Genomic DNA, 26,859 nt, shown 5'->3' with positions numbered 1-26,859 from the left:
GAGTTCTGATTTTGAGTACAATTGACCATTCAAAATTGAAGCACTTAGCCATATTTGCCACAGTAATCGAGAGAGGCAGCTTTGCTCAAGCAGCAAAGGCTTTGAATACAAGTCGTTCTCGGGTGAGTGAGCAAGTCGCTCAATTAGAAGAAATATTAGGTGTGCGGCTAATCCAACGCTCAACAAGAAAACTATCTCTCACAGAAGAAGGCGTAAAGGTTCATGAACTGGCCAAAGCATTACCTTCACTCGTCGAGTGCGTCAATGATATAGCCTCATCAAAGGAGCCTTCTGGTAAAGTGACCTTGTCGCTATCAAACGATGTTGCACAATCTTATTTACTCCCAAAGTTGGAAGAATTTAAGAAACGCTTTCCAAAAATTATGCTTAACCTCATTCTGAACGACAATACCTCAAACTTGATCAACGAAGACGTTGATCTCGCAATTCGAACTAGCTTTCGTGAAAATAGTTCTCTAGTTACTCGCACCTTACGCAGAGAGAGAGCGGGAATTTATGCGAGCACCGAGTACATTACAAAGTACGGCAAGCCACAAAGTATTAGTGAATTAGAAAATCACCATTGGCTCACACTCTCTCAGGTTAGTAATGACGGTTCTCAGCTCTTCTATCTAAGCGAAGATAGCAGAGTCACAATCAAACCCAAGAGGCTTTATGCTTGTAACTCTCCATACATTATCCAGCAGATGCTCCTCTACAGCCTGGGCATTGGAGTAATTTTGCCAAGCTCCATGCATGCTGAAATTGAATCTGGTCAACTCGTATCCATAATGCCGGAGCTGCAGGGACCAGAACTAACCGTGTCTCTGCTCTATCCATCTCGGCACCAAGTTCCAAAACGAACACGTTGTGTCATCGACTTCTTACTCGGAGTTGACCCTTGCCATTAATAAAGGAGCTCACATAGGGTTCAACCACTAAATTAAGCTCCCTTAATATTCCGACCTATAACAAAAAGACCTCGTAAACGAGGAGACTTAGTTTTATCTGTCTAACAATTCCCCCACACTACTTCACTGGCTTAATCACTTTCATCAGAGGTTGGTTTAACTATTCTAGCTGCTCTAGCATTCGGAAATGCCCTAGGTCTCATTGTCGTAAACCCAGAGGCCGATATCCCTAAAACTCCTTTATTTTCAAAGTTATCTTGTTATATTTATGTGAAACTTAATTAATATAACAAATGGCTTAAATGATGAAACAAAGTTGTGCTTTTTTAACGTCACTGTCGTTGGTGTTGTCAGCCAATGCTTTTGCATACGATCTTGAGATTGAAGTTTTTGAAGGCGAAGAGCTCACTCTATTAAAGACGGCAGAAAATTCTAGTGATAACGAATTGGTGATGCAGGCTGCTAACCTTTTGATTGAAGATTCAATGTATGAAGAGAACATAGAGCGCGGTTATGAGTACATGAATCAACTCGCGGAATCTGGTGAGGTGAAAGCCATCATTACCTTGGCAGATAAGTATTACTACGACGAACAGTACGACAAAGCACTGGCTTGGTACCATAAAGCGGAACCGAGCAAAGACCCCTATGTGCTCTATTCATTAGGCGTAATGTATTTTGATGGCGAAGGGTCACCTGTCGATCTTAAAAAAGGCAACGACTATTACCTCGCTTCTGCGCAAGCGGGTTATTCTGACGCTATGTATCAACTCGCGTTTTCATACGATGAAGGTCAAGGCGTCGCTCAGGACTTCACTAAATCTGCTTATTGGTTTGAGCAATCAGCAAACTTAGGTGATGCAAGTGCCATGTACAACTTGGGTATTTCTTACCTAAATGGACAAGGCGTTGAAAAGAGTTGTTCTAAAGCGATGCAATTATTTAGCAACGCCATTGAAGAAGATGAACATACACTTTCTTATGTAAAGATGGGTGATATTTACTCTTCTACTCGGTACAAAAAGCCTTGTGGTTTCAAAACTACAGACGCAAAAAAAGCATTAGAGTATTACACTAGCGCCGCTATGCAGGGCAACGATTATGGTCAGTATTCCGTTGGTTACGCCTACCGTAATGGTCACGGTACATGGAGCGATTTTGTTAAAGCGCTAGCATGGTTTGAAGTCGCGCAGGAATACGGAAACTCGGATGCAGAGAAAGAGATAATTGACGTTAAGCAATATATGTCGAAAGAAAACATTGCAGCAGCAGAGCAGCTCAAAGACTCTTTAATTGAAGATATCTGGTAAGGATAACAACGACTCTAATTTGTATGGACTAGAACCCTTCTGCCCAATAATTTATTAAAGATTAGTTTATTGTTATTACCCTAAAATCAAAAGGCCTCGCACACGCGAGGCCTTAATTTTATCTACAGAACAACTCGTTTCCCAATATTGCGTCTATCGAGTCCGGCTTCGCCTTCGGTCAGGTAAAAACAAAAACGAAGCGGCCAGTGAGTAATAAGAAACGACTTAATTTGGCTGTGTCGAAGGCATTGGGAAATCATCTCCAATCATACATACAAGAGCGCCACCAAAAGTGTTGTCGTAACGTATTTTTCCTGTCGCATCCGAGCTTTCTATACTCGTATCTCCGTCCACAATCTGATTAATCTCTTGTGCGACTTTTGTTGGCACCAACCAAATACAAGCCGCAAGAGAGCATGCTGGTGACGACGCATTACAGCCGGTTTCTGAGCTTCCTCGTACCCACTGACTCCCCTTTTCCTTAAGCAGTAATTGCGTTGCTATGTAGTCTGGGTGGTCAATATACTGATCACCACCAATCCATGTATCGTCAAAAGCTAGATATGGTCCTCGCCATGTTGATACGCCCGGATTCTCGATTAATTGATTGATATTTAAGTAGCCGAATTTAGTGTCGGTATCGGAAGTAATTGGGGGCAAAGAACCATTATCATGAGAATATTGCTCAGCAGCATCCAAGACAGTATTAAGTTGCCCGATTAGAAATTTTGCCTCATCGGCACGGGACATGCTGTTACCGAACTGATGATAGATAAAGAAAGTGGCAACGAGAATGATCAAGCTAAGCGACGCAAGTTTCCACTTTTTCATCTGGCGCAACAATTTCAACATGTCTTTTCTGTCTCTCATCTTAAAGCCGGTTGCCGAGTTTAGCCTGTGCTAAATGGTAGCCTCTATCTATCATCTCTTGTGAGCGTTCAAACTCTAAGGTGCCGCAGGCATTGCGTGGGATCTCAAGCGTAATGTCGGCAGGATAAGCGGCCAATTTCTGGCGAGCAATAGTCGATTGCATCGCATCAAACGCTTGGTTGGCAATGTCGTAAGCTGCAAAGTTAAAACTCATTTTGCTTTTTACACTGCTACCTAGATTATCGATAAAGTGGACGACCTTGTCGTGTAAGTTGCCCTCTTTCGCTGGTAAAGAAACAGGGGGCACCTCTTGTTGTACCATTTCAGGTTCACCACCTAAGTTCACAGCCAACGTAAAGTCAGTATTGTCCCCAAAGGTAGGCGCAATCGGTACGGGATTAAGTACTCCGCCATCAATCAGCTCTTCGCCATTGATGACATGAGGTGTGAAGAATAGTGGCAAAGAGATAGAGGCGCGAATGGCATCGAACAGAGAACCTGATTGCAGCCAAACCTCTTTTTCATCGGCGACGTTAGCGGCAACTGCGGTATAAGGGATAGGCAGATCTTCAATTGAAATCTCGCCGATTAATCCACGCAGTGTGTCGATGATCTTATCGCCCTTAAACATACCACTCGATTGCCATGAAAAGTCCAACATCATAGCCATATCCGATTGATCGATACTGGTGACCCACTCTTCAAATTCATCTAGCTTACCTGCCGCGTAAACACCACCGATAAGTGCGCCAATTGAACAGCCAGAGATGGATTTTATCTGATAGCCATGTTCAATCAGCCAGCGGATAACGCCAACGTGAACTAAGCCTCTAGCGCCACCACTACCAAGTACCAATGAGATCGTTTTTGCCATCGTACTAATCCTTTAATTCATTAGTTCTTTCAAATCTTTGGGTAAAACCCTGTAGCCGTAATACTGATTTGCCCATTTCAAGTTACTGAATCATTTTCAGTCCATTCGGGTAATGAAGGTTTGCTCGTCATCCACAAAAGCCACATAGTCGCCGTGATAGATAAACACCCGACCACGCCCTTCAACGATACACGCAAGCTGTGGGTTCAAATCTTCTTCCAGATCTTTACTTTGATACGTGCCGGTATCGGTGACCACACCGCGGAGTGTAGGCAAAAATCCATAGCTGCGCTTGGCTTGATCAATCAGGCTTAATTCACTGGCGGTAGAGAAGTAAGATGGGATGGGACCAGCATCTTCGATAAACATAGTTTTCAGTTCTTCAAAAGCTGTAATCACCAGCCAGTCGATGCCGTTAACGTGATGGATAAACATTGTTTATAAATACCTAGTTTCTCGATAATTATGATGCGGAGATTCTATCACTATCAGGGGCAGAACGTAGTAGAGATTTAGTGGCAAAAGGCAAGGCCTGACACTGTTTATCGCCCCAATATATCCGGCATAAAACTGGAGCAGATGTTCACTATCAAATCACACCAAGAACGCAGTCAAACATGCAACCAAGCATGAGTCGATAGATTTTCTCGGGGGGTTAAAATCAAGCCATTTATTGCCGAACATTACTTAATTATTTCTGAATAAATGCCTATTCCCTACAGGGTCGCATACTAGTCGTCTAACTCTACGACTAATGTCTAACTAACTGAGACTATTTGTTTTTTTTGGTTTGGTATAAGGTACTAACTACTGAATCATCATGATTTTTTTAATTATAGGTTGATTTGTTATTCGTATTTGATGGTGAGTTAATTTCACTTATTAATAATAAATCTGCTCATATATAAAATACAGTCATCGAGTTCTTCGTGGCAGAAACTTTATAGCAACTCAGCTAAATCTTCGTGCCGTGAGTTAATAACGTTTGTTGGAATAACACACCTTAGAGTGTGAACGAAAGGAATCAACATGAGCAGTACTTTAGAGTCCGTACATATACAAGCAGATAAGCCTCAAGCCAATGAGGATGAACTCACTTATGAACAACAACACAAACCAAGATCGGAATTTGATTCCCGCGAACAATATTTAGAGCATGAATTACAAATCATGGCGCCTAAACGCTGGCGTCCTAATTTGCCGTTTAAAGATTATCGATTTGAGATAGAAGATACTATCCCAGCGATGGCGGCTACCATCGGTAAAGTTGTTATGGTGGGTGCCATTGCAGCAACATTTGCCGGGGCTCTAGGGCTAGATGAAGGCTTCATTTTAGAAAACGTTCGTTATGAACTACTCATCGCCTCTGTTTTCATCATTCTTTTCTCTGGCTTTTTATTGCCGACCGCGAACCTCGCAGGTACACACGGCCCACTCATCCCTTTAATTCCGATTGTCGTTGCAGCCGGCGGACACCCTATGGCCTTTGGCTTGTTGATTGGCGCTTTTGGCCTAATTTTAGCCATCAGTAAAGGTGGCAGCATGTTGGCCAACCTCACCAGTAAAGGTGTGTGTGGCGGTTTATTACTTTACCTTGGCTTTGTTGGAACTGCTTCTCAAGTGAAAAAACTCTTCGCTTGGGCTGAAGGAATCGGTATGAGTCACATCGCGTTTGTCGTGATCTTTTGCACCATTATTTTGTACGCGTTATTGGAACATTTCCGTAAGCGTTGGTTAGCTGTGCCTCTTAGCTGCTTGCTAGGTGGTACGATTGCATTTGCCATGGGTGCCCCATTTGCTTTCCACACTGAACCAGGCTTGCCTAACATGAACCCTATGTATTGGTGGGGAGAAGATACAGGTTGGATGCTAGGCCTACCAACGATTGAACATTTCATGGTGGTATTGCCGTTTGCTATTTTAGCTGTGGCTATGTGGTCACCAGATTTCTTAGGCCATCAAGTATTCCAAAAGATCAGCTATCCAGAACGTACCGAAAAAGTACACATGAACATTGATGACACCATGACCACGGCATCAATTCGTCAAACGTTCGGTTCTCTACTTGGCGGTACTAACTTTACGTCTTCATGGGGTACTTATATCGTCCCTGCAGCAATTGCTAAACGCCCTATTCCTGCTGGCGCATTGCTCACGGCTCTGTTCTGTATTATCGCCGCTGTTTGGGGCTACCCGATGGATTTAGCTATATGGCAGCCTGTACTTTGTGTCGCGTTAATTGTTGGCGTATTTGTGCCATTGCTAGAAGCTGGAATGGAAATGACACGTGAAGGGAAAACCACCCAATCAGCAGCAATTGTTGTGTTTTCTTCAGCGCTCGTTAACCCTGCATTTGGTTGGGCTCTCACCATGCTGTTAGATAACTTAGGCTTAGTCGGTTGTAAAGAACGTAGCAGTGAACTGAGTAAAATGAACCGTTGGGTGTTACCTGGAGCTATGTTTATTGTACTAAGTGGTGTGATGGCATTGGTTGGCCTTCTACCAGGAATCCCAGCGATTATCCCGAGTTTTCGTTAACCTTTAAATAAGAGTTCCTTTAAATAAGAGTTATCGAATGTTCGACCCTCTCCATTATTAGGTTTCGGCCGGAACACAAAAAGGCCTCGCATACGCGAGGCCTTCGTTTTATCTACCGAACGTTGATAAGCACCCTATTTCACCGACTTAACCGCTTTCATCAACCTTGTATTTAACTGATCTATTTGATCTAGTATTGGGAAGTGGCCCTCTCTATCCATATATCCTTTTTAAGTCATGAAACTATCGAATGAAAAGTTATTGAATTTAATGACTCGTTATTCTCCAAGTTTGTGAGAAATACGCGCGATCTCCTTACGTTCTACCCCCATTTATAATCAGCCAAGTAGATAAGAAGCTCTAAATATTCGGACACACTTTTATTTATAGAATCAATTGATGTTAAGCATCCTATAAATTACCATGATCTTGATCGTTTAATGACCAATTAGGATGTAAATATGGCTTCATTTCAATTTTATAAAAAAGATAAAATATTAGTTCATTTAGATGTACATAGCCCTTCATTTACAACGGAAAACGAACAACTCATTGATCAAGGTTTTGAGCTCATAGGTGACATTATAGATGCTGAAAATGGCCAAGTAGCGCATGAAACGTTTAAATCCATTCATGGTGATGAATTAAGAGTCTTAGCGAAATCACAAATGTGGATAGGGATTGCGACAGCGGGAGCTGGTGGGTTGTCAATCTAGGTTCTATTTCTTATCATCATTAGTCAGTACAATTAATTTTCAATTGTACTGACTTTTATTTTTGCTTAAAGCCAATCAGTTCATGAGATACCGAAGACAATGGTATTGGCCTCACTATTCGCTCCTAAACATCACCTGCACTGTCAATTTTAGACACCGACTTAACCGCTTCCATCTGCGTTGTGTTGAACTGCTCTGATTGCTCTAACATTGGCAAATGACCTAAGCCTTCGATGTAAAATGTGTAGTTCTTGATGAGAGTCGCTATTATTTCTGTAACTTATCAAACCCGTTTCTGTAGCTTATCAAACCCATTAATCCGCTGGTGCAGCGTAGTGCCCATGGTCAGCGATACCAACAAGCTAATCAAAGCTATCACTGCTCCTGTAACAAATACCCATTGATAACCAGACATCCAGATAATTCCCAACAAAAATGGTAGGAACACCGCTGCAATATGATTGATGGTGAACGACAAACTCGCCATTGAAGCCACTTCATCTTCCCTAATTGTCTTTTTAAAGTACGTGTTTAAAGCTATCGCAAAACTAAAAATAATACTGTCGATAACATACAGTCCCGCGGCCGCATAATGATCATCCACAAATGCGTAAGATAGGAACACCAACACTAACGCGGCATACTCAATGATCAAAGCTTGCCTCTCTCCTACTCTATCGATAAATCTCCCAACATAAGGAAGAGCAAGCGTCGCAGCTAAGCTGGAGACCATGAACAGTGCGGCCATCATCGAGATGGTATATTGAAACTTGGCCACCATCAGTAAGCCAGCAAATGCCACAAAGATCTGTCTTCTTGCCCCACTTAAAAAGGTCAAAATGTAATAGGTCGTGTACTCACGTCGTACAATAAGTTTGGTGTGTTGCTTAACCTCTGTGTGAGTATCTTGGAACGTGACCAAATAGACCGCTAGCCAGAAACATATTGCTCCACAAGTAAAGAAAATGGCCTTATCTGAAACATCAAACAGATAGCTCGCGACCATAATGCATAGAAAAGTCACCATCGAGAAAAACGAGGCGGCAGAGCGAATCTTTCCCATTGATTCGCTAAAGTTCTCAGTCGCTAACAATTGTGTTGAGAGTGATTTGTTCACCGCTTCTAGATAATGGAAACCAATAGACATGATCGTCGTGCTGAAATAGAAGCCATAAATCGAAGGCAAATAACCAGTTACCGCAACGCCTAGCCCTAATGTTGCAATCGACAATACCGCGACTCTTTGTTCTGACGCGATGAACAACAGAAACAAAACGGTAAATGAGAGCAAGCCTGGGATTTCCCTAACGCTCTGCAGTACACCCACATCAGCCCCAGTCATACCAACAGTATCGACAGCGAAATTATTCATCACGACTCGCCAGCCCGTATTCGCTATCACTGACGCGATAGCGATAATGACCAACATCGCGAATGAGCTCCGCGATGTTAAAAGCCTTAGCCAAAGAGTCATTTAAGTCGCCGATTCTAAAAGAAAACCTTGAATATGATCGCGCATGAATAAAGCCGTTATTAGTTTTCTGTTCATATTCAAATCCTCAAAAGTAATGATATGTTCTGAGCTTGGTAACGATATGCAACTAAGACAGATAACACAGCGACAATACAACCAGTTAACAGGTTGTTACACGATCATTTTTAGAATGTTATTTCTTGAGATTGGTAAGTATTCAGAGAGCTTTTACTTCTTTGAGAAATTCATTGGAGATTATTATTTGTCGCTGAATATAGAGCTGTACTTGTCACGATCCGGATTCAGTTCCTCCCCTTTCCCATTACCAACAAGAGCTTGAAAATGTAAGTGACCAATCTAACACTTACAAAGAATCTGACCTGTCATCAAACCCTACAAAGTAGAGCAAAAACTCAGTTGAGAAAGTTCAGCTTTAAATGTTAGCGTAATGTTACAGATACATATTAAGGGTACGTGACATGCAGCACGTAAAACTATTGAATCGCAACACCTTCGCAGGGCTCGCAGCAACATTAGTTGGAAACGGCATTGGGCGATTTGCTTATATAGCTTTAATGCCAGTGCTCATTCAAAGTGGGTGGTTCTCAAGCGAAGATGCCTCCATACTTGGGGCTGCGACACTGATTGGCTATATCTTCGGGGCTCCTGCTTCGAGCTTTTTACAAAGGTATTATTCAACAGGCACACTCATACGCGCCTCTCTATTGTTAAGTAGCTTTAGTTATCTTGGCTGTGCTTTAAAGTCTGCGCCCTTTGAATGGTTTTTAACGCTTAGAACCATTGCGGGTGTATCGGGAGCCGTACTTATGGTACTCGCACCACCCGTGATCACCAGCCTTCACCCTCAAGAGATGAAAGCAAGAATCAGTGGCGTCGTATTTTCAGGCATTGGTCTCGGCGCCATGATTTCAGGAACCATCATACCTTTGCTAATCTACCAAAGTGTTGAAAGTGCATGGTTAGGTATGGGAGCGATCGCTTTCCTCGCAACCGTCCTGACGTGGAACACATGGTCTCTTGAGGTCAAGCCAAACCATTGCGATAAAAGCCCATCGACGTTTAATGCCTTATCTAAGAATGAGCGCATCAGTATTAGCTGCGTACTTTTAGCCTATAGCTTTAGCGCCATCGGTTATTTACCCCACACTCTCTTTTGGGTCGACTATATTGTTCGAGAGCTAGAAATGAGTTTTGCGAGTGACGGTTTTTATTGGGCTGTCTTTGGCATAGGGGCAGCGATTGGGCCAATAGTAACCGGTATACTAGGTGATAAATTTGGACTTAAAAAAGCACTATTAGCTGCGTTTATTTGTAAAGCTGTAGGGGTTGCTCTTCCGCTATTAAGCACCAGTGAAATAGCACTTTTTGCTTCATCTTTGTTGGTCGGTATGTTTACTCCTGGCACCGTAACACTGGTCTCAACTTATACCTTAGAGATCGTTGGGACACAGCTCCATACGAAATCTTGGGGAGCAATGACAATGGCTTTTGCGATATCGCAAGGAATAGTCGGCTTCGTTATGGCTAATTACGCCCCGCAACTCACCAGTTATAACCTCTTATTTATGATCAGCGCGAGTGCACTCATTTTGTCGGTATTCTGCATTGCGTTTACAACAACCAAACAACAGACATTAAACACTGCTCAAATAAATTCTTAGCAAAGGAATCGCTCATGAAATTGTATTTAAACGACACCTCTCCATTCTCCAGAGCAGTGTTAGCCACGGCCTATCTGTGTGATGCTCCAATAGTTCTTGAATGGATCGACCCATGGCAAACACCCAACACATTGGTCACAATCAATCCATTCAGTACCATTCCGGTTCTAGAAACCAGTGATGAGGTTGCACTCACCGAGAGCTTAACGATCTGCGAGTTTCTCATGCAAGCTTACCCAACTGAAAAACTAGCAGCGACCAAGGCTAGCGACACTCAACGCATGTCGTTATTGGGACTGAGTAAAACGCTAATGGAAGTGGCATTTCGGTGCGCAGCACTAAGCCGCTTCGAAGCTGAGCAAAACGTGCTAACGATTAGAGGAAAGAAAGGAATTCAAAGAAGCGTTAAAGCGCTTGTCGGGCAGTTGAATAACAATCATGACATTCTTCAGCCTGACTTCTCAACATTGTACCTGCACATAGCATTAGATTACGTTCTATTCAGGCACGCTAGTTTGCTTTCAGCAGAGGAGCACGACATCCTCACCACTGCCTTACACAGTTCGCCTTTCAAAGACACATTGGCAACGTTTAGCCTAGAGTCACTTGCAAAAAAACTTAGCTATTGCGAATACAAAAATGCTTAATCACTTTGAACAGTGTTGTGTTGAACGAGTCTAATATCACCCCTCCCCTTTCCCGTTACCAACAAGAGATTGGAGATGTAAACCAAGGGGAGGCTATGAGGGGATTGTCGGTCAAGTCTCATATGCATCTGATTCACAAGCAATAACGCAACTTGTTACAATACCCATAATTAAAGGATGGTCTTATTTCGCTATACTCCGCGCCTAATTCCAGAAACAGACCTAATACCAATGAATATCTTTAAAACCTTAGCTCTTTTTATCACGCTATTTTTAGTTGGCTGTGCATCTGGTTCAGCAATATTAGTCGGTGAAGCCAGAGACCCAATTACACCTCAAGAGGTTAGGCTTTATCTTGAAGCGCCTGAGACCTATGAAAAAATAGCTTTAGTTGATGCATCTAGTGATACTGGTGTGACTAAACAAGGATCCATCGACTATGCAATCGAAAAGTTAAAAAAGCAGGCGGCTAAACTAGGAGCTAATGGTGTCTTACTTCAAGCGACAGGAAGCAACAACTCTGTAGTATTGGGAGGCGTTGGCACAGACTACCAGTACTTAATCCCTGTTTCAGAACAGACGGTGAATGGAATAGCGATCTACATAGAGTAGCTAATACTCTCCAAGTCAGGTACATCATTAACACAAACAAAAAGGCCTCGCACCGCGAGGCCTTGGTTTTTCTATCAACGATTGCAACCGCACTACTTCATTGACTTAAAACCTTTAATCTACAATGTGTTGAACTGCTCTAGTAAACCGTGATCAGGTCTTCACAAACTGCGAACGCTTGCTGCGGTGTCATGCTAGTAAACTGTGCATTGTTGTGTGTTGCCTTGGCTTTCGCATTCTATGTAGGCATCAGCAGGCGGCTTGGGGTCTAGGAAGATGATCACTTTGCCTACAGTGCTCAGTAAAGGGAATCCCCAACCATCCCCCTCAGGCTCTGCCGTCTCCATTGGTGGCGGTGGTGTCATGTCTGACGGGTTGATGCGCGTTGTAGGGAAATAGCTCGTCTCATCACAAATCAAATTACCATTCGGGGCGTATTCGTACGATTCATCCGCACATTCAACAGGCAGCTCGTAGCCCTTGCCTGTCTCCTCTGACTGGTAAATGAATGTTCCCGCTTGAGCCGTGAGCGATGCAGCTACTAGAGTCGCTAAGGTAATCAATTTTTTCATTTTATTTGTTCCTGTAATCAGTAAATTAGGGCAGTAATTACCAGCGATAACTATGTAATTAAACAAAAGCATTTTCATAATTAGCTTGCGCCGCCAAATGTTCTAGCTAATGTTCTAAAGCCTCAATTAAAGCTCTTATTTTCCTGACACCAGTTGGATCAGTCACAATTGGTTGCTTGCGTTGACTATTCCTGTCACTGCATAACCTCTATACCTTCAAAGCTGAAGTTTTGAATTTTGTGATTAGAGTTGTCGTTCCAGCACACTAGTTTTTCAGACATGCCTAACATGACTCCGCACATATCTCCAAAGCTTGGATCAATTGCAGTGTATGCGCTGTCTCCATCAGGAGCTTTGTATCGAATCTCGTACTGCCCAGAACGCCATCTCAACGTTGCTTCGGCAGGCGCTTCCCATTGAACTTCATCCCCGTTCATTTTCTTAAAAATACCAGAGTATTGGGGAACCAACTTCTCTGCTTGTTTATGCCCATAGACATAACCAAAAACGAATAGGCTCACGCAAATAAACAATGTCATAGCATATTTAAAAAACTTTCTCATAATGAATATCAACCATTTGGATGGGTAATTTAGGATCGACTAAAGCTTAAATTTCCTATCGGCAAATACTTACCATTTCACGCCAAACATTATTTTACTTCTACTGCTTGTCGTATCTGATCTAGAAAATCAGAATAACTAGCTCAAATTGCTCAATTCCAAGTTACATCTGGATTTCTAACTAAGACAAAAAGGCCTCGTACACGCGAGGCCTTAGTTTTTCTATCAACAATTACAACTATCCTTTAATGACTACAGCACCCTACTTCACTGACTTCACCGCTTTCATCAACCTTGTGTTGAACTGCTCAGGTTGCTCTAGCATTGGGAAATGCCCGGAGTCTTCAATGTAGTAAATACTGTAATCCTTGATGTGTTTCTTGTTCGATCCTGAATCCGTCAACGTCGAAATTTCTTGCTAAAAGGGTAGAAAAGTTTATAGTATTTTTTAGATAAAGTTGAGAATCGATATGTCATTACAGAAAAAACAATCCAAAGTATCACTGAACATCAAAATCTCATCAGACTTAGATGTTCGTCTTAAACGAGCGAGAAAAGCAGCGCGTGAACAAGGCTTAATGTTCAACGTATCTCAAGAAGTTGAAAAGTTTCTTGAGAAGGAAATAAAGCAAGTGGAACGCCAGCTATCAATCGATGAAGAGATTAAGAACAACCTCGAGGATCTTGGTGGGCTTAATATAGATAAAATGATGAAATCAATGGATTAATCAAAACACTAACGTATTGATTAAACTGAATTTAAAAAATGACAAAGCGTGGAGATGATTATGGGTACAATAATTGGACTGTTAATTTTGGCTGGTATCAGCGTATTCCTAAAGCGTCAAACGGGGCTTCATTTGCATGAGTGGATTGCAAAAAAATATAAAGAATCTCAAGACAAAAAATAATGGACTCTATCAGATTGATAGGCTCCATCGATTTAACTTAAAAAACGCGAGGCCTTGGTTTTTATATCAACAGTTGCAGCCATCATTTAACAACCACAGCGCCCTACCTCACTGACTTAACCACTTTCATCAACGTTGTGTTGAACTGCTCAGGTTGCTCGAGCATTGGGAAGTGGCCTGAGTCTTCAATGTAGTAAATGCTGCAATCCTTAATGTGCTTTTTGTTCGCTTCTGAATCCGTTGGCCATAGACGAGCGTTGACCAATATTACTGGCACGTTCACGTTCTCATATACTCTGTGGGCTTCGCCTGTCACGTATTGCCCTAGATAATGGCGGAACTGGTTTATCGCGATAGCTGGCGGTGCTGATGCCATATCTTGCGTTACCCAGTAAAGTAAATTCGCGTCTACACCTTTTGGTAGCGAGTTTTAAAAACTATGGGGAAGCATCCCGCAAACCTGACGCATCCTTTACCTAAATTAGTGTTTTAATGTTTAGTAACCTAAAAGATATATACAACTTTGACCAATAACGTTAATCTCATGTTTTAAAAGGAAATTATCCTATAATCCTAGTAAAAAAAACTAGCGCGTCTTCGGGAGCAGTGAGTGAAAGTATTTTTGGAACATTACAAACTTTGTAATGACGCAGATGTATGGAAAGTATTTAGGACGATAGTTGTAAATAATAATATCGGTGATCTGATTGTGTTGATATGTCAGTTCTTACTCTTTACATTCGGAGCAATTGGTCTCAAGTATTTCGCAGAGGGAATGTTTCAGTCAACGTTGTCACTGTCTTTCTCTTTGATCATGTGCTTCAAAATGATCAAACAATACAACATATGCCGACAAAAAGCATTTGAGCGTTACTCGAACATTTTCCAGCATGAGCTCTCATTTTTTAGTAAAAATAACGAATATTTACAATTCGTTTTATTCTATGAAGGGGCGATTAAATCAAAAACAACAAAAAATTGTGATTTTAATAGCACTCTAGAATATTGTAATACCGAAATCGAAAGTTATTCACAATCACCAATAGTTACAAACCCTTGGTTCATAATATTTGCGTCCTTTTTAGCAGCATCACTAATATCACTATTTTGGGAGTCCAATGAGACATTTATGGCTATAGGGCTATTTTTCGTCGTTTACGCTTCTTTGTTTTTTGTGCCATGGATATTAAGCAATTCTGGAAAACACCGAGCATTGACTAGGTTAAGGAAATTCTGCTTTTGGGCACAAAAACTATCTGATGAAGAAAAAAGAGTATTCCTTAAGATCAGGTAGAATACATTTTAACAAGGTCGAAAAGTTTAGAGCAATGCCTTTTAATCGTTGCTGAACTAATCGGCATGAGCGCACCATCTAGAACAAAAAGGCCTCGCACACGCGAGGCCTTAGTTTTATCTATAGGATGATTACAACCGCCCTACTTCACTGACTTCACCGCTTTCTTCAACGTTGCGTTGAACTGCTCAGGTTGTTCTAGCATTGGGAAGTGGCCTGAGTTTTCAATGTAGAAAATACTGTAGTCCTTGATGTGTTTCTTGTTCGCTTCTGAATCCGTGGGCCATAGGCGAGCGTTAACCAATATTACTGGCACATTCACGTTCTCATACACGCGGTGAGCTTCGCCTGTCACGTATTGCCCTAGATAATGGCGGAACTGGTTTATCGCGATAGCTGGCGGTGCTGATGCCATGTCTTGCGTTACCCAGTAAAGTAAATCTGCGTCTACGTCTTTTGGTAGCGAATCTTTCACGAACATAGTGATGCCCGCTTGGAAGTCTGCTTCAAACGGTTTGGTCATTGCATCTAGGTCGTTTTGTGAAACCGCTAGTGCGACGTTTTGCGATGTGTCGACACCAATAATGCCTTTCACTCTTTTCGGCATCAGTTTTGCGGCTTCTGCAATAACGCCACCCGCCATGGAATGTCCGACTAAGATGACGGATTCGAGTTGCTCTTTGTCGATTACTGCTTTCACGTCTTTTGCGAACGCAACCATGGTGTACTCTTCGCGGTTGAACGACGAGTTACCGTGCCCTGCTAAGCCCATAGTGATCACTTGATACTGTTTTGAAAACTCACTCACTTGGTTTTGCCAAAGCCTGCTGTCTAAGCTCCAACCGTGAATGAAGATCAGCGTCGTATCCCCACTCCCACTTTTGCCATACGCAATTTGCTCACCATCATGAGATATCGCAATACCGTACTTAACCGTTGAATCATGAGCCATGGCACTAATGCTACCAAGAACCATAAATACCAAGATTGTGACGTTTAAAATTAAGCGTTTCATAGTGTCTCTCTACTTACTTTGGAGGGAACACAGAAAGCGCCCCTCTCAATCAATATAGGCACTATAAAGTGTGAAGTTGTAGACGGGTCAAGGGTGATTTAAATATAGAACTCTTCCCTGCTGGTGATTCAACCAAGTCATTTCTGCTCAATTATTTGCTAGACCTTTTACCAATTCATATCCCGTCCATGAGACTTTTCCCTGCTAAAAGTTATCCACTCTTATAATGCAGAAAGCTGAGAATCCCTCCACCGATATATCACTGCAGCAAAATTCGATCTAACTATCAACCTTTGGTCATGTTCTTTTACAAGTGCCGACGTTCACGCCATTATAATTATAAAACAGTAAGTTAGGTCTCATATATTTTCGTTTGTTCTATTAATTGGATATTAAAGAGTGTACGCTCAGTCTCTATTGATCAACTATGTGCATTTCACCAAGTTTAATACGGTAGCAACTTTATGGATTTTGAAATACTAATTGATAGTTCTTTTTCTGAACACTGCAGTAATCAAAACATTTCACCTATACACAACAAACATGTACTGAGCCTTGTCAATGACTTCGAAGATGGTAAATGGAGGTTCAAACACTTTCAAAATTTCATTTGGGACAACATTGCCGAAACTTCTCTTTCAATTACCGAACGACAAGCACTAGTTGACCAATCTCATTCTCTTTTAACAGCTGCTGCTGAAAACTTACGATTGGTAGACAAAGATAAGACTAAAGACATCAGCAAGGGAAGTGAGTTAGCGGAAATACTTCTATACGGTATTATGAAGCACCACTACGGCGCTTTACCCGTCGTGCCAAAGATATTTTATAAGCAAAATGCGCAAGATAATGCAAAAGGTGCAGATAGTGTACATTTAGTCATCAAAGATAATGACTTTACTGTCTGGTTTGGTGAAGCCAAATTCTACAATAAAATCGAAGATACTAGATTGGCTTCCATCGTTAGTTCTGTAGCTAATTCTCTGGACACTAAAAAATTAAAAAAAGAAAACAGCATCATCACCAATGTTAGTGATATAGACTTTCTGATTGAAGACGAAACACTTCGAAAGTCCATTAAAGACGCTCTTTCCAGTCGTATCTCTATAGACTCCTTAAAACCAAAAATTCATGTACCCATTTTTATTCTACACGAATGCGAAATAACCAGTTCGTGTACAAGTATGGATAACATTTATGTAAAGGAAATCAAGGATTATCATTTAGATAGAGCTAACGCCTTTTTCAAAAAACAAATAAAGGGCTTAGAAGGTGTTCACTTATATGACCAGGTGACATTCCATATAATTCTATTTCCAGTCCCAGATAAGCAAAGAATCGTGGATAGATTTGTAAAAAAAGTAGAACAATACAAGGAAGATGATTGATGGATGTTTTTGATAAATGTATTGAAATAAACGATCTTATTAACATTTATGATGAATCTTCTGCTAGAAATGAGTTAATTAAGTTACTGGCATTTTTGGAGGAAAGTGAAGAGCCGTATAACCCACTAATTAATAACTTGATTAGGCAAGTTGGGCTATACCCTTATTTAGATTTAGATACATCGTCGTGGCAAGACCGTTTCGCACATGAATCATTTAAGGTTGATGTAGGTGAAAAAAATCCGTTAACACTTCATCGTGAACAATCATCTATCTTAAAAAAGCTGATCAACGGTAAACACCTTGCAGTAAGTGCCTCTACTAGTTTCGGAAAAAGCTTCATTATTGATTCATTTATTGCGATCAAAAAACCGACTAATGTTGTCATAATCGTACCGACAATTGCCTTAACCGATGAAACACGCCGCCGTTTACACAAAAAATTTAGCCATGAATATAAAGTAATTACGACTTCAGAAGTCACCTTAGCAGACAAGAATATCTTTATTTTCCCTCAGGAACGAGCAATCCATTATGTTAACAAACTGGATTCAATAGATATGCTTGTTATAGATGAATTTTATAAAGCTAGTGCCGATTTCGATAAGGAGCGTTCTCCTGCATTAATAAATGCAATTTTGAAACTTGGTACTAAAGCTAAACAACGTTACTTCTTAGCTCCCAACATAAAATCGGTTAACGAAAGTATATTCACCAAGGGTATGGAGTTTGTACCTGTAGACTTTAATACGGTGTTTTTGGAGAAGCATGAGTTATATAGAAATATTGGTAAAGACGACAATCTTAAAAGTGACGTTCTACTTGAAATCCTCTCTAAAACTAACGGAAAGTCTCTGATTTATGCGGGTACATATTCCAACATTACCAACATTTCGAATCTATTAATAGACAAGCACAGACCTACTGAACGTCGATTGTTGAGAGACTTTGAGTCATGGCTAACTGAAAATTACGACAGAAATTGGAAGTTGACGAACTTGATTAAAAGAGGATCAGGTATCCACAACGGGCAGTTGCATCGCTCATTAACTCAGATTCAAGTTAGGTTATTTGAAGAGCCTGAAGGATTGACTAATCTAGTTTCAACTTCTTCGATCATTGAAGGTGTCAATACATCAGCTGAAAACGTTATTATTTGGAAAAATAAAAATGGTAGATCTAAATTAAATGATTTCACTTATAGGAACATAATCGGCCGTGGCGGCAGAATGTTTAAGCATTTTATTGGTCAAATCTACATATTAGACAAACCGCCACAAGCAGGTGATACACAGTTAAATCTAGATTTACCAGAAGAGCTAGCTGGCGATGTTGACCTCGACGAACTTAAGAGCGAACTAACTCCTGAACAGATTGCCCATATTATCGCTTACAAGCAGGAAATGGATGAGATTCTTGGTTACGGCAAGTTCAACGAACTACAAGAATCCGGTCAATTTGAATCCAGTAATTCAATGGCACTTCGTGATATAGCTAAAGAGCTTGTCGCTAACAAGCAGACTTGGTCAGGGTTAAATTACCTTAACTCAACAGATGTTAATGAGTGGGATCGTTTACTTTATTTGGTGCTAAAAATGGCGCCAGGACAATGGGGAATCCAGTATGGGAGTTTTGTCGGCTTTATAAAAGTGCTATCAAACAACTGGAAACTAACAATACCTGAATTGCTAGATGAGTTAGACCACTACGATATTGACGTTGACAAGTTTTTTGAGCTAGAAAGACACGTTACCTTTAAATTAACTTCAATTTTGAATGACATTAATGTCATTCAAAAAAATATTATTGATAAATCTGTCGACATATCATCATTCATAGCTAAGACATCAAACGCTTTTTTACCTCCTCTTGTTTATCAATTAGAAGAGTATGGCTTACCACGAATGTTGTCGAAAAAAATACATGAGTGCGGTGTTATCGACTTAGAAAGAACTGACATTGAGCTGCACAAAATATTTAAAGAGTTCATAGACATGACTATAGAGAACAAAAGTATCTTACTACTAATGTTTAGTTCTTTTGACAGATACATTTATGATTACTTCTTAGAAGGTATAACCACAGATTAAAACTGTTTAGGCTCCTAGAAGAAAGGAGCCTACGTATTATGTTTGCCATGCAAGTGATACGATGAATCAACCAAGGTTCCTTAGAATATTGAGGATAATGTCAGAGCCAGTTTCTGATAGCCCAAAGAAAGGAGCAATTTTAGTTGACCATTACAGGGAAAGATTAAAAACATTTAAAATATGAGTTTGTGAATATGGAAAATAGAGTATATTACGGTGAATACTCACTACGTCACTGGATTGACTTAGTGTTAAAACAAAACATAGTTTTACCTGACTATCAACGTTACTTCGTCTGGAACGAGAAAAAGGTGGAAACGCTCATTGAAACATTTAAAAAAAAGCAGTTTGTTCCTCCTGTAACTATTGGCGCATTCAAAATTGGAGACAGTAATGAAAACTTGCTATTGGATGGTCAACAAAGGATTACGAGTATTTTACTTGCATATTTAGGTCTCTACCCTGATGCTGCAAATTATAAATTAAAACTTGATTCTTTTGCCAACGATAATGATGATGATGATGACAATGAGGATATTAGCGATGTTATCTATGACAACGTTCTAGAGTGGAACTTCAAAAGCTTAGTTAAAAAAGGAACAAGCAAAGTAGATATTTTAAGCAACATTCAGCATGGCAACTATAAACATACGAATCTGAGCATAACTGATGAATTTTTAGATAACCATTTCCTTGGTTTTTCATACTTAGTTCCTCAGACATCAGATGAACAGACACAGCAGAAATATTACTCATCAGTATTTAGAAATATAAACATTCAAGGTGAAACTTTGTTGCCACAAGAAAGTAGAGCCTCTTTATACTTTTTAGATCAAGAATTGGTCGGATTATTTAATCCGGATTTTTCTAAGAAAATTAGAATTAAGCTTGTTAGTAGTGAATCAAAATCTGATTTTATTCGATATCTGGCACTTTTATCTCAATATCATATCGATGGAGATAGCTGGAAGATAGCTCGCGGCTACAAACAGAAAATGGAGAAACTATACGAAGAATATATTTTCTCTGCAATAAATGGTGGAACTTCTGACATTTTTGGCACTTTCTTGAGCGTATTTCCTAATAAAGAATATAAAGCTCAATTAGATAAACTAGAAAATACGCTGGCTGAGATGGACCTGTTTAAAAAGTACACATCCATTATTGAACTCGATACTTACCTTTTCGGTATCATTTATTACATTCTTTTCGAAAAGAAAAACATTGATATTTCAGAAAAGGATAATATAACTTCCAAATTGGAAGATAAAATAGCAAATTATAAATTAGATAGCTCTCATTTAAAAAGTCCTAATAACTTAGGAAACCTTAGACGTAGAATATCTGAATCTATTGCTATCTATGGGGAGTATACAGTCCATGAATCATAATAAATTCATTTTATCCCCTATAAAAAATATTCTTGTAGATGTAACATCTGCATGCATTGGCATTGGTTCAGGTGTAGAGACTTATCCGTTATGTGATTATGTAATGCAGTCAGCTTTACTTAAGATGACCGGTGCTCAAGAACAAAAAATGAAATGCATTTGCTGGGAACTTGCCACAAATGATTATGAATATAGATATCAAAGATTCAACTTAAAGCCTTTCGGTGAATGCTCAAATTATCAAGAAAAAAAAGAACTTTATAAAGATTTAGTTATACAAATAGAAAAACATAGTGAATTAAAATTCAAAGACAACTTAATAGATAACAATCAAATATTAAGAATAACAAATCATTCAATAATAGAATCTTTTGAAAATACAAATTTGTTAACTTGGGCTAAAAATATTACATTGAATATGAGTCAATTTGGTCTAATGTCAATTGCAAATATTTTGCTAACTAAGAAAATCTTTTATAAATAAAAAACATAGGAAAGGGTATAGAAAAGATCTCATAGATATGTATGAAAGCTTATATAAGCAACGAAATAGAGTCGCTCACAACACTCTTTCATATCAACAAAATCTTCCAACCTTAAAAACCTTGTTAAACGAAAATTATCAATATGATAATTACTTTATTTACTTTTCTATATTAGTACTGATAGACAACATTTTCATTTCATTATATGAACACTATCTTAAAGTCGTGAATCAAGTAGGCCAGAATATGTAAGTTTAGATAATATAATGGGGCGAACGGTGTAATTAAATTACTTCTTAAATAACCAAATAGTTAATGTTCCTCATCATTAAAAATGAATATATCATAAATCGATTACCATATTTAGACGAATTCATGGATTGCTAATCGAGTAAAATCATTTGTTCATTTTTGTCCAATTCTTAATTAGCTATGTGCCCTACATGCAATAAACAAAAAGGCCTCGCAATTGCGAGGCCTTTGATTTTTCTATCTATCAGAAGAGATTAGTCGCGAAGTGCTGCGCCAAATTTCTCTGAGATTGAAGCTACGATAGCATCTACTGAACCAGCGATGTCTGCATCTTCTAGTGTGCGCTCTACAGACTGTAGGCTAAGTGCGATTGCTAGGCTCTTCTTACCTTCTTCAACGCCTTGACCAACGTATACGTCGAACAGTTTAGCGCCTGTTAGGAATTCGCCACCCGCTGCGATACACGCTTCTACGATGTCGCCAGAAGCTACTGCTTCGTCAACAACAACCGCGATATCACGACGGTTTGCAGGGAACTTAGATACGGCTACTGCTTCTGGAAGCACTCGAGTGTTGATAGCTGCCCATTCGATTTCGAATACGATAGTACGGCCGTTAAGACCAAACTTACGCTCTAGTTCTGGGTGAACAGTACCAATGATACCCACTTCTTTGCCGTCTACTACGATAGCCGCAGTTTGACCTGGGTGAAGTGCTGGGTGCTTAGCTGCTTTGAAGCTGTATGCGATTTCGTTTGCAGAAAGCTCAAGAACTGCTTCTAGGTCACCTTTAAGATCGAAGAAATCTACAGTGTTAGTTGCAATGTCCCAGTGCTCTTCGCCACGAGTACCAGAGATAACGCCCGCAAGCATCATTTCTTGGCGCATGCCGTTTTCAGCAGTTGCTTCAGGGATGAAACGTAGGCCTGATTCGAATAGACGAACGCGAGACTGTTGACGCTTCTGGTTGTGAACAACTGTGTTTAGAAGACCTTGGATTAGGCCAAGACGCATTGCTGACATGTCCGCAGAGATTGGGAATGGCAGGATTAGCGGCTCAACACCAGGTACAACAAGTTTTTGCTGTTCTGGTTCTACGAAGCTGTATGTGATTGCTTCGTGGTAGCCACGGTCTACAAGAAGGTCACGAACGCGCTTAAGCGGTTGGTTAGCTTCTTTGTGGTCATTCATTTTAAGTGCCGCTTTAGGCGCTTGGTTTGGAATGTTATCGTAACCGTAGATACGACCTACTTCTTCAATTAGGTCTTGCTCGATTGCGATATCAAAACGCCAAGATGGAGACGTTGCCGTCCAACCTGCGTCCGTAGTCTCAACTTCACAACCTAGGCGAGTAAGAATTTCTACTACGTCTGTAGATGGGATTTCGTGACCTAGTAGGCTGTCTAGCTTAGCGCGACGTAGAGCAACTACGTTTGCTTTAGGAAGATCAGCTTCAGATTCGCTGCCGTTTACTGGCGCAACTTCACCACCGCAGATTTCAACTAGAAGCTGTGTTGCACGCTCCATTGCTGCTGCTTGAAGTGTTGAATCAACACCACGTTCGAAACGTAGAGAAGAATCAGTGTGAAGACCGTAAGCACGTGCGCGACCACGGATGTGATCCGGTGCGAAGAATGCAGCTTCAAGAAGTACGTCAGTTGTTTCAGTCGTAACACCTGAATCTTGACCGCCAAAGATACCAGCGATTGCTAGTGCTTTGTTTTGGTCAGCGATAACAAGCGTGTTGCTGTTTAGCTCAGCTTCGTTGCCATCTAGAAGTGTTAGCTTTTCGCCCTGCTCTGCTAGACGAACCACGATACCGCCTTCGATCTTAGCTAGATCAAATGCGTGCATTGGTTGGCCTTGCTCTAGCATCACGTAGTTTGTGATGTCTACAATTGGGTCGATTGAACGAATACCACAACGACGCAGTTTTTCTTGCATCCAGATTGGCGATTCCGCTTTCACGTTTACGTTCTTAACCACACGGCCAAGGTAACGTGGACAAGCGTCTGTTGCTTTGATTTCAACAGATACTGTGTCTTCAATGCTTGTTGCAACAGCTTCAACTGTTGGCTCTGTAACGTCTGCGCGGTTTAGTACGCCAACTTCACGAGCAAGGCCACGGATGCTAAAGCAGTCTGCGCGGTTTGCTGTTAGGTCTACGTCGATAGTTACGTCATTAAGCTCAAGAAGCTCACGTACGTCCATACCTAGCGTTGTGCCTTCTGGTAGCTCAAGGATGCCGTCAGACTCTACGTCGATACCTAGCTCAGAGAAAGAGCAAAGCATGCCGTGCGATGGAACGCCACGTAGTTTTGCTTTCTTGATTTTGAAGTCACCAGGAAGTACTGCGCCAACTGTTGCTACTGCTACAGTTAGGCCAAGACGACAGTTAGATGCACCACATACGATGTCTAAAAGTTCTTCTTCGCCGATATCAATTTTTGTAACTTGTAGTTTGTCTGCGTCTGGGTGCTGACCGCACTCAACTACTTTACCTACTTTAACGCCGGTGAATTCACCAGCAACAGGTTCTACATCGTCAACTTCCAAACCAGCCATAGTGATTTGGTGAGCTAGCTCTTCGCTGTTAATTGCAGGTTTAACCCACTCGCGTAGCCAAGATTCACTGAATTTCATAGTTTTGACTGCCCCGGATTACTTGAATTGTTTAAGGAAACGAAGGTCGTTCTCGAAGAACGCACGAAGGTCATTTACGCCGTAACGAAGCATCGTTAGACGCTCTACACCCATACCGAATGCAAAACCAGAGTATTTCTCAGGGTCGATGCCAACAGAGCGAAGTACGTTAGGGTGAACCATGCCACAGCCTAGAACTTCTAGCCATTTGCCATCTTTACGTTTCACGTCAACTTCAGCTGAAGGCTCTGTGAACGGGAAGAATGAAGGACGGAAACGCACTTCAACTTCTTCTTCAAAGAAGTTACAAAGGAAATCGTTAAGAATGCCTTTAAGTTGTGCGAAGTTTACGTTCTCATCAACTAACATACCTTCCACTTGGTGGAACATTGGCGTGTGAGTTTGATCGTAGTCGTTACGGTAAACACGACCCGGAGCAATGAAGCGGAATGGCGGTTTGCCGTTTTCCATCGTACGGATTTGAACACCAGAAGTGTGCGTACGTAGCATTAGATCAGGGTTGAAGAAGAAAGTATCGTGATCAGTACGAGCTGGGTGATCGTCTGCGATGTTTAGTGCATCAAAGTTGTGGAATGCATCTTCGATCTCAGGGCCAGACTCAGTGCTAAAGCCAAGCTCACCAAAGAACTGTTCGATACGCTCAACTGTGCGAGTAACTGGGTGAAGACCACCGTTCTCAATGCGACGACCTGGTAGGCTCACATCGATAGTTTCTTCAGCTAGTTTCGCTTCAAGCTCTGCACGTTGAAGTGCGTCTTTGCGAGCTGCGATCGCTTGTTGAACAGCACCTTTCGCTTTGTTGATCTCTTGACCAGCAGTGCGACGCTCTTCAGGTGGAAGTTTACCTAGGCTTTGTAGTTGAAGAGTTAGTTCACCCTTCTTACCTAAATACTGAACTCGCACTTCATCAAGTGCGACTAACGAATCTGCTGTATCAATAGCAGTCGTTGCATTAGCAATGATCTCTTCTAGATGTTGCATCATTTCCTCATCTACCAGTTGGTAGTGTCCGTATCGGATGATTAGTTTTTTTAGATAGCTACACATAGTAATCAAACACGCTACCAATGCCAAATTGAATCGCTAAAAGAGCAAGTTATTGACTAAAAACACGGCAAATTTAACAGGATATTAATGAGGAGTAGGAAGAAGTGGAACAATTACAGGTTCCACTCCTTAATTTGGAAGCGAATAGCGCTCAAAAAATAAAGTGAACTGAGCGCTAAAACTGACGAGAGCTATGGTTCTAAATCTTAAGTAAATCGAGATCTAAATCTGAATCGAACAAACGCTGTTCTTCCCCGCGTTTTTCGCTAGATAAACGGACTCGTCAGCCGCCTTAATCAATTCATTCATGGTTTCGAATTCTTGGGTCATTTCAGCTACACCGACACTAATGCTGCCAATCCAAGCTTGGTTGCCGGTCTCGACCTCTAATTCAGACACTTTCTGGCGAGTCGTTTCTGCGATGTGCATGCCCCCTTTAAGATCGGTATCAGGGCAAATCACCAAGAATTCATCGCCCCCTAATCGGCACACAATATCATCGTTGCGGAATGTGTTTTTCAGTTCGCGCGAGAGGGTTTTTAGTACCAAGTCACCAGCATCATGTCCACTAGTGTCATTAATGCGCTTGAAGTGGTCGGCATCAATCATAATGCACACCAAAGGCACGCCAAGTTCTTTGGAGTCTTGCCAATGCACGGCTAACTGTTTAAAAGCACAGCGGCGGTTAGGCAAATTAGTGAGTGAGTCTGTTAAGGAGAGTTCTTCAAGTTTCTTATTCGCTTGTTTTAACTCTGCCGTACGTTCCTCAACTTTGTCTTCGAGTAACTGGTTGAAGCGTAACAACTGTTTGTTGCGTTCAGAAACTTGTTCAAATAAGCCTTTAAGCGCAGCTAGTAAAGGAATGGTTGACGAATCTTGCTGCTTTTCTTCTGCTTCAAAGGCTTGAAGGGGTGTTGCGCCCTCTTCTATCGCGGCCACTTGTCGCGCCATGTTTTGGTCGATGCCGAGGATGTGATAAGCAAGCCAATGAATGAGGAAGTCCAGTAGGTGACGTGCTGACGCCTGATCTTCTTCCAAGATGAAAGCTTGCATGCTGTAGATATCTTGCATAAACACACGATGCACTTTTATGTGCTCTTCAATGTGTAAGTCATAGAGCCCGCAATCTCTCATCAAAGATTCTTCTTCTTTAAAATGAAATTCGGCATAGCGTGTGAGATCGAGTAAAGCGACGCTCATGTCGTCTATAGAGATCGTATTCTCTGACAACAGGTTTCCGTAGTGATTGATAAAACCAACAAGGTATTGATGCTGTTCGTCTACAACACCAATGCCTGTTTCAAAGTTTTTATCCCAATTAAATGAATTCATAAATCCCTTAGGGCCGATACCACCAGCACAATTTATATGCATATTCGGAGGTTATAGATATTCGAAAAATATAACCATTCTACCTGTGGGTCTATTCGATTGTTTGATCCGTTTTATAAAAAGGCGACTTTGAACACCCTAAATATAAGTCATCTTAAATTTGAGACGTCCCCTTAACGAGGACGCCTCACGAAACCAACATTAAATTATTGGAAATGCTAA

23 protein-coding genes and 3 pseudogenes are annotated in these 26,859 nt (G+C 41.0%); 14 read left to right on the top strand and 12 right to left on the bottom strand.

What is annotated here, in order from left to right:
* The first annotated feature begins 11 nt into the window (after positions 1-11).
* From IHV80_RS06585 to IHV80_RS06575, 3 genes and pseudogenes are all read left to right on the top strand, one after another.
* Entirely contained in the window at positions 12-911 is a 900-nt protein-coding gene (locus IHV80_RS06585; RefSeq protein ID WP_192890497.1) for a LysR family transcriptional regulator, read from the top strand.
* Between the two features lie 302 nt (positions 912-1,213).
* Positions 1,214-2,221: a tetratricopeptide repeat protein gene (locus IHV80_RS06580; RefSeq protein ID WP_192890496.1), complete on the top strand. Its 1,008-nt coding sequence runs from the start codon at positions 1,214-1,216 to the stop codon at positions 2,219-2,221.
* A 125-nt stretch (positions 2,222-2,346) separates the two neighbouring features.
* Positions 2,347-2,430: pseudogene (locus IHV80_RS06575) on the top strand (Lrp/AsnC family transcriptional regulator); the annotation flags it as partial.
* Positions 2,431-2,446: 16 nt separating this feature from the next.
* Here the strand turns inward: IHV80_RS06575 and IHV80_RS06570 are convergent.
* The 3 genes from IHV80_RS06570 to IHV80_RS06560 all read right to left on the bottom strand — a co-directional run bounded on the left by IHV80_RS06570 (position 2,447) and on the right by IHV80_RS06560 (position 4,400).
* Positions 2,447-3,073, bottom strand: coding sequence for a type II secretion system protein (locus tag IHV80_RS06570; protein WP_192890495.1), 627 nt, complete (start codon positions 3,071-3,073; stop codon positions 2,447-2,449).
* Between the two features lie 19 nt (positions 3,074-3,092).
* Positions 3,093-3,965 carry a patatin-like phospholipase family protein gene (locus tag IHV80_RS06565; RefSeq protein WP_192890494.1) on the bottom strand — a complete coding sequence of 291 codons (873 nt, stop codon included), beginning with the start codon at positions 3,963-3,965 and terminating at the stop codon, positions 3,093-3,095.
* Between the two features lie 96 nt (positions 3,966-4,061).
* A complete protein-coding gene (locus IHV80_RS06560) occupies positions 4,062-4,400 on the bottom strand; it encodes a cytosolic protein (RefSeq protein WP_192890493.1) in 339 nt (112 codons plus the stop codon).
* Positions 4,401-4,994: 594 nt separating this feature from the next.
* Here IHV80_RS06560 and IHV80_RS06555 point away from each other — a divergent pair.
* Positions 4,995-6,503: a DUF3360 domain-containing protein gene (locus IHV80_RS06555; protein ID WP_086713164.1), complete on the top strand. Its 1,509-nt coding sequence runs from the start codon at positions 4,995-4,997 to the stop codon at positions 6,501-6,503.
* Between the two features lie 461 nt (positions 6,504-6,964).
* Entirely contained in the window at positions 6,965-7,219 is a 255-nt protein-coding gene (locus IHV80_RS06550; protein ID WP_086713162.1) for a hypothetical protein, read from the top strand.
* Positions 7,220-7,502: 283 nt separating this feature from the next.
* On the opposite strand, the gene IHV80_RS06545 is transcribed toward IHV80_RS06550, so the two are convergent.
* Positions 7,503-8,648: an MFS transporter gene (locus tag IHV80_RS06545; RefSeq protein ID WP_192890492.1), complete on the bottom strand. Its 1,146-nt coding sequence runs from the start codon at positions 8,646-8,648 to the stop codon at positions 7,503-7,505.
* 524 nt (positions 8,649-9,172) lie between these two features.
* Here IHV80_RS06545 and IHV80_RS06540 point away from each other — a divergent pair.
* The 3 genes from IHV80_RS06540 to IHV80_RS06530 all read left to right on the top strand — a co-directional run bounded on the left by IHV80_RS06540 (position 9,173) and on the right by IHV80_RS06530 (position 11,634).
* Complete coding sequence (locus tag IHV80_RS06540; protein WP_192890491.1) at positions 9,173-10,375, top strand: YbfB/YjiJ family MFS transporter; 1,203 nt, start codon at positions 9,173-9,175, stop codon at positions 10,373-10,375.
* A gap of 14 nt (positions 10,376-10,389) precedes the next feature.
* A complete protein-coding gene (locus IHV80_RS06535) occupies positions 10,390-11,022 on the top strand; it encodes a glutathione S-transferase family protein (protein WP_192890490.1) in 633 nt (210 codons plus the stop codon).
* Positions 11,023-11,253: 231 nt separating this feature from the next.
* Complete coding sequence (locus tag IHV80_RS06530) at positions 11,254-11,634, top strand: hypothetical protein (RefSeq protein ID WP_192890489.1); 381 nt, start codon at positions 11,254-11,256, stop codon at positions 11,632-11,634.
* Positions 11,635-11,828: 194 nt separating this feature from the next.
* Here IHV80_RS06530 and IHV80_RS06525 read toward each other — a convergent pair whose 3' ends face one another.
* The 3 genes and pseudogenes from IHV80_RS06525 to IHV80_RS06515 form a co-directional block, all read right to left on the bottom strand.
* Entirely contained in the window at positions 11,829-12,206 is a 378-nt protein-coding gene (locus IHV80_RS06525) for a hypothetical protein (protein ID WP_192890488.1), read from the bottom strand.
* 194 nt (positions 12,207-12,400) lie between these two features.
* Entirely contained in the window at positions 12,401-12,745 is a 345-nt protein-coding gene (locus IHV80_RS06520) for a hypothetical protein (RefSeq protein WP_226088512.1), read from the bottom strand.
* 286 nt (positions 12,746-13,031) lie between these two features.
* Positions 13,032-13,169, bottom strand: a pseudogene (locus IHV80_RS06515) (alpha/beta fold hydrolase); the annotation flags it as partial.
* Positions 13,170-13,239: 70 nt separating this feature from the next.
* On the opposite strand from IHV80_RS06515, the gene IHV80_RS06510 reads away from it, so the two are divergent.
* Together IHV80_RS06510 and IHV80_RS25310 are read left to right on the top strand one after the other, a co-directional pair.
* A complete protein-coding gene (locus IHV80_RS06510) occupies positions 13,240-13,497 on the top strand; it encodes a hypothetical protein (protein WP_017074558.1) in 258 nt (85 codons plus the stop codon).
* Positions 13,498-13,557: 60 nt separating this feature from the next.
* On the top strand, positions 13,558-13,680 hold the full coding sequence (locus IHV80_RS25310) for a hypothetical protein (RefSeq protein WP_258183960.1): 123 nt from the start codon (positions 13,558-13,560) through the stop codon (positions 13,678-13,680).
* A 103-nt stretch (positions 13,681-13,783) separates the two neighbouring features.
* On the opposite strand, the pseudogene IHV80_RS06505 reads toward IHV80_RS25310, so the two are convergent.
* A pseudogene (locus tag IHV80_RS06505) lies at positions 13,784-14,107 on the bottom strand (alpha/beta fold hydrolase); the annotation flags it as partial.
* 1,009 nt (positions 14,108-15,116) lie between these two features.
* Entirely contained in the window at positions 15,117-15,989 is an 873-nt protein-coding gene (locus tag IHV80_RS06500) for an alpha/beta fold hydrolase (RefSeq protein ID WP_192890484.1), read from the bottom strand.
* 464 nt (positions 15,990-16,453) lie between these two features.
* Here IHV80_RS06500 and IHV80_RS06495 point away from each other — a divergent pair, with 464 nt between their 5' ends.
* The 4 genes from IHV80_RS06495 to IHV80_RS06480 all read left to right on the top strand — a co-directional run bounded on the left by IHV80_RS06495 (position 16,454) and on the right by IHV80_RS06480 (position 21,342).
* Positions 16,454-17,377 carry a HamA C-terminal domain-containing protein gene (locus IHV80_RS06495; RefSeq protein WP_102341249.1) on the top strand — a complete coding sequence of 308 codons (924 nt, stop codon included), beginning with the start codon at positions 16,454-16,456 and terminating at the stop codon, positions 17,375-17,377.
* Positions 17,377-19,467: a DEAD/DEAH box helicase gene (locus tag IHV80_RS06490; RefSeq protein ID WP_192890483.1), complete on the top strand. Its 2,091-nt coding sequence runs from the start codon at positions 17,377-17,379 to the stop codon at positions 19,465-19,467. Before IHV80_RS06495 ends, IHV80_RS06490 begins: the two co-directional genes overlap by 1 nt.
* A gap of 194 nt (positions 19,468-19,661) precedes the next feature.
* Positions 19,662-20,858 (top strand): DUF262 domain-containing protein, encoded by a 1,197-nt coding sequence (locus IHV80_RS06485; RefSeq protein ID WP_192890482.1) that lies wholly within the window; start codon positions 19,662-19,664, stop codon positions 20,856-20,858.
* A complete protein-coding gene (locus IHV80_RS06480; RefSeq protein ID WP_192890481.1) occupies positions 20,848-21,342 on the top strand; it encodes a hypothetical protein in 495 nt (164 codons plus the stop codon). The genes IHV80_RS06485 and IHV80_RS06480 overlap by 11 nt, the downstream gene beginning before the upstream one ends.
* A 507-nt stretch (positions 21,343-21,849) precedes the next feature.
* Here the strand turns inward: IHV80_RS06480 and pheT are convergent.
* The 3 genes from pheT to IHV80_RS06465 form a co-directional block, all read right to left on the bottom strand.
* A complete protein-coding gene (pheT, locus tag IHV80_RS06475; RefSeq protein WP_192890480.1) occupies positions 21,850-24,237 on the bottom strand; it encodes a phenylalanine--tRNA ligase subunit beta in 2,388 nt (795 codons plus the stop codon).
* Positions 24,238-24,255: 18 nt separating this feature from the next.
* Positions 24,256-25,239 carry a phenylalanine--tRNA ligase subunit alpha gene (gene pheS, locus IHV80_RS06470; protein ID WP_004734764.1) on the bottom strand — a complete coding sequence of 328 codons (984 nt, stop codon included), beginning with the start codon at positions 25,237-25,239 and terminating at the stop codon, positions 24,256-24,258.
* 288 nt (positions 25,240-25,527) lie between these two features.
* Positions 25,528-26,637 (bottom strand): GGDEF domain-containing protein, encoded by a 1,110-nt coding sequence (locus IHV80_RS06465; RefSeq protein WP_017109718.1) that lies wholly within the window; start codon positions 26,635-26,637, stop codon positions 25,528-25,530.
* Between the last annotated feature and the right edge of the window lie 222 nt (positions 26,638-26,859).

The sequence above is a fragment of the Vibrio bathopelagicus genome (genome assembly GCF_014879975.1).
In the GTDB taxonomy this organism is placed as follows: domain Bacteria; phylum Pseudomonadota; class Gammaproteobacteria; order Enterobacterales; family Vibrionaceae; genus Vibrio; species Vibrio bathopelagicus.
This window is presented reverse-complemented; position numbering and strand designations above follow the sequence as displayed.

Bases quoted from the DNA above. Each gene is read 5' to 3' on its own strand.
- IHV80_RS06495 (WP_102341249.1), top strand. From the start codon at position 16,454: ATGGATTTTGAAATACTAATTGATAGTTCTTTTTCTGAACACTGCAGT.
- IHV80_RS06535 (WP_192890490.1), top strand. From the start codon at position 10,390: ATGAAATTGTATTTAAACGACACCTCTCCATTCTCCAGAGCAGTGTTA.
- IHV80_RS06480 (WP_192890481.1), top strand. From the start codon at position 20,848: ATGAATCATAATAAATTCATTTTATCCCCTATAAAAAATATTCTTGTA.
- IHV80_RS06465 (WP_017109718.1), bottom strand. From the start codon at position 26,637: ATGAATTCATTTAATTGGGATAAAAACTTTGAAACAGGCATTGGTGTT.
- IHV80_RS06570 (WP_192890495.1), bottom strand. From the start codon at position 3,073: ATGTTGAAATTGTTGCGCCAGATGAAAAAGTGGAAACTTGCGTCGCTT.
- IHV80_RS06500 (WP_192890484.1), bottom strand. From the start codon at position 15,989: ATGAAACGCTTAATTTTAAACGTCACAATCTTGGTATTTATGGTTCTT.
- IHV80_RS06530 (WP_192890489.1), top strand. From the start codon at position 11,254: ATGAATATCTTTAAAACCTTAGCTCTTTTTATCACGCTATTTTTAGTT.
- IHV80_RS06545 (WP_192890492.1), bottom strand. From the start codon at position 8,648: ATGTTGGTCATTATCGCTATCGCGTCAGTGATAGCGAATACGGGCTGG.
- IHV80_RS06525 (WP_192890488.1), bottom strand. From the start codon at position 12,206: ATGAAAAAATTGATTACCTTAGCGACTCTAGTAGCTGCATCGCTCACG.
- IHV80_RS06580 (WP_192890496.1), top strand. From the start codon at position 1,214: ATGATGAAACAAAGTTGTGCTTTTTTAACGTCACTGTCGTTGGTGTTG.
- IHV80_RS06520 (WP_226088512.1), bottom strand. From the start codon at position 12,745: ATGACATTGTTTATTTGCGTGAGCCTATTCGTTTTTGGTTATGTCTAT.
- IHV80_RS06550 (WP_086713162.1), top strand. From the start codon at position 6,965: ATGGCTTCATTTCAATTTTATAAAAAAGATAAAATATTAGTTCATTTA.
- IHV80_RS06560 (WP_192890493.1), bottom strand. From the start codon at position 4,400: ATGTTTATCCATCACGTTAACGGCATCGACTGGCTGGTGATTACAGCT.
- IHV80_RS06540 (WP_192890491.1), top strand. From the start codon at position 9,173: ATGCAGCACGTAAAACTATTGAATCGCAACACCTTCGCAGGGCTCGCA.
- IHV80_RS06485 (WP_192890482.1), top strand. From the start codon at position 19,662: ATGGAAAATAGAGTATATTACGGTGAATACTCACTACGTCACTGGATT.
- pheT (WP_192890480.1), bottom strand. From the start codon at position 24,237: ATGAAATTCAGTGAATCTTGGCTACGCGAGTGGGTTAAACCTGCAATT.
- IHV80_RS06555 (WP_086713164.1), top strand. From the start codon at position 4,995: ATGAGCAGTACTTTAGAGTCCGTACATATACAAGCAGATAAGCCTCAA.
- IHV80_RS06565 (WP_192890494.1), bottom strand. From the start codon at position 3,965: ATGGCAAAAACGATCTCATTGGTACTTGGTAGTGGTGGCGCTAGAGGC.
- pheS (WP_004734764.1), bottom strand. From the start codon at position 25,239: ATGCAACATCTAGAAGAGATCATTGCTAATGCAACGACTGCTATTGAT.
- IHV80_RS06490 (WP_192890483.1), top strand. From the start codon at position 17,377: ATGGATGTTTTTGATAAATGTATTGAAATAAACGATCTTATTAACATT.
- IHV80_RS06510 (WP_017074558.1), top strand. From the start codon at position 13,240: ATGTCATTACAGAAAAAACAATCCAAAGTATCACTGAACATCAAAATC.
- IHV80_RS25310 (WP_258183960.1), top strand. From the start codon at position 13,558: ATGGGTACAATAATTGGACTGTTAATTTTGGCTGGTATCAGCGTATTC.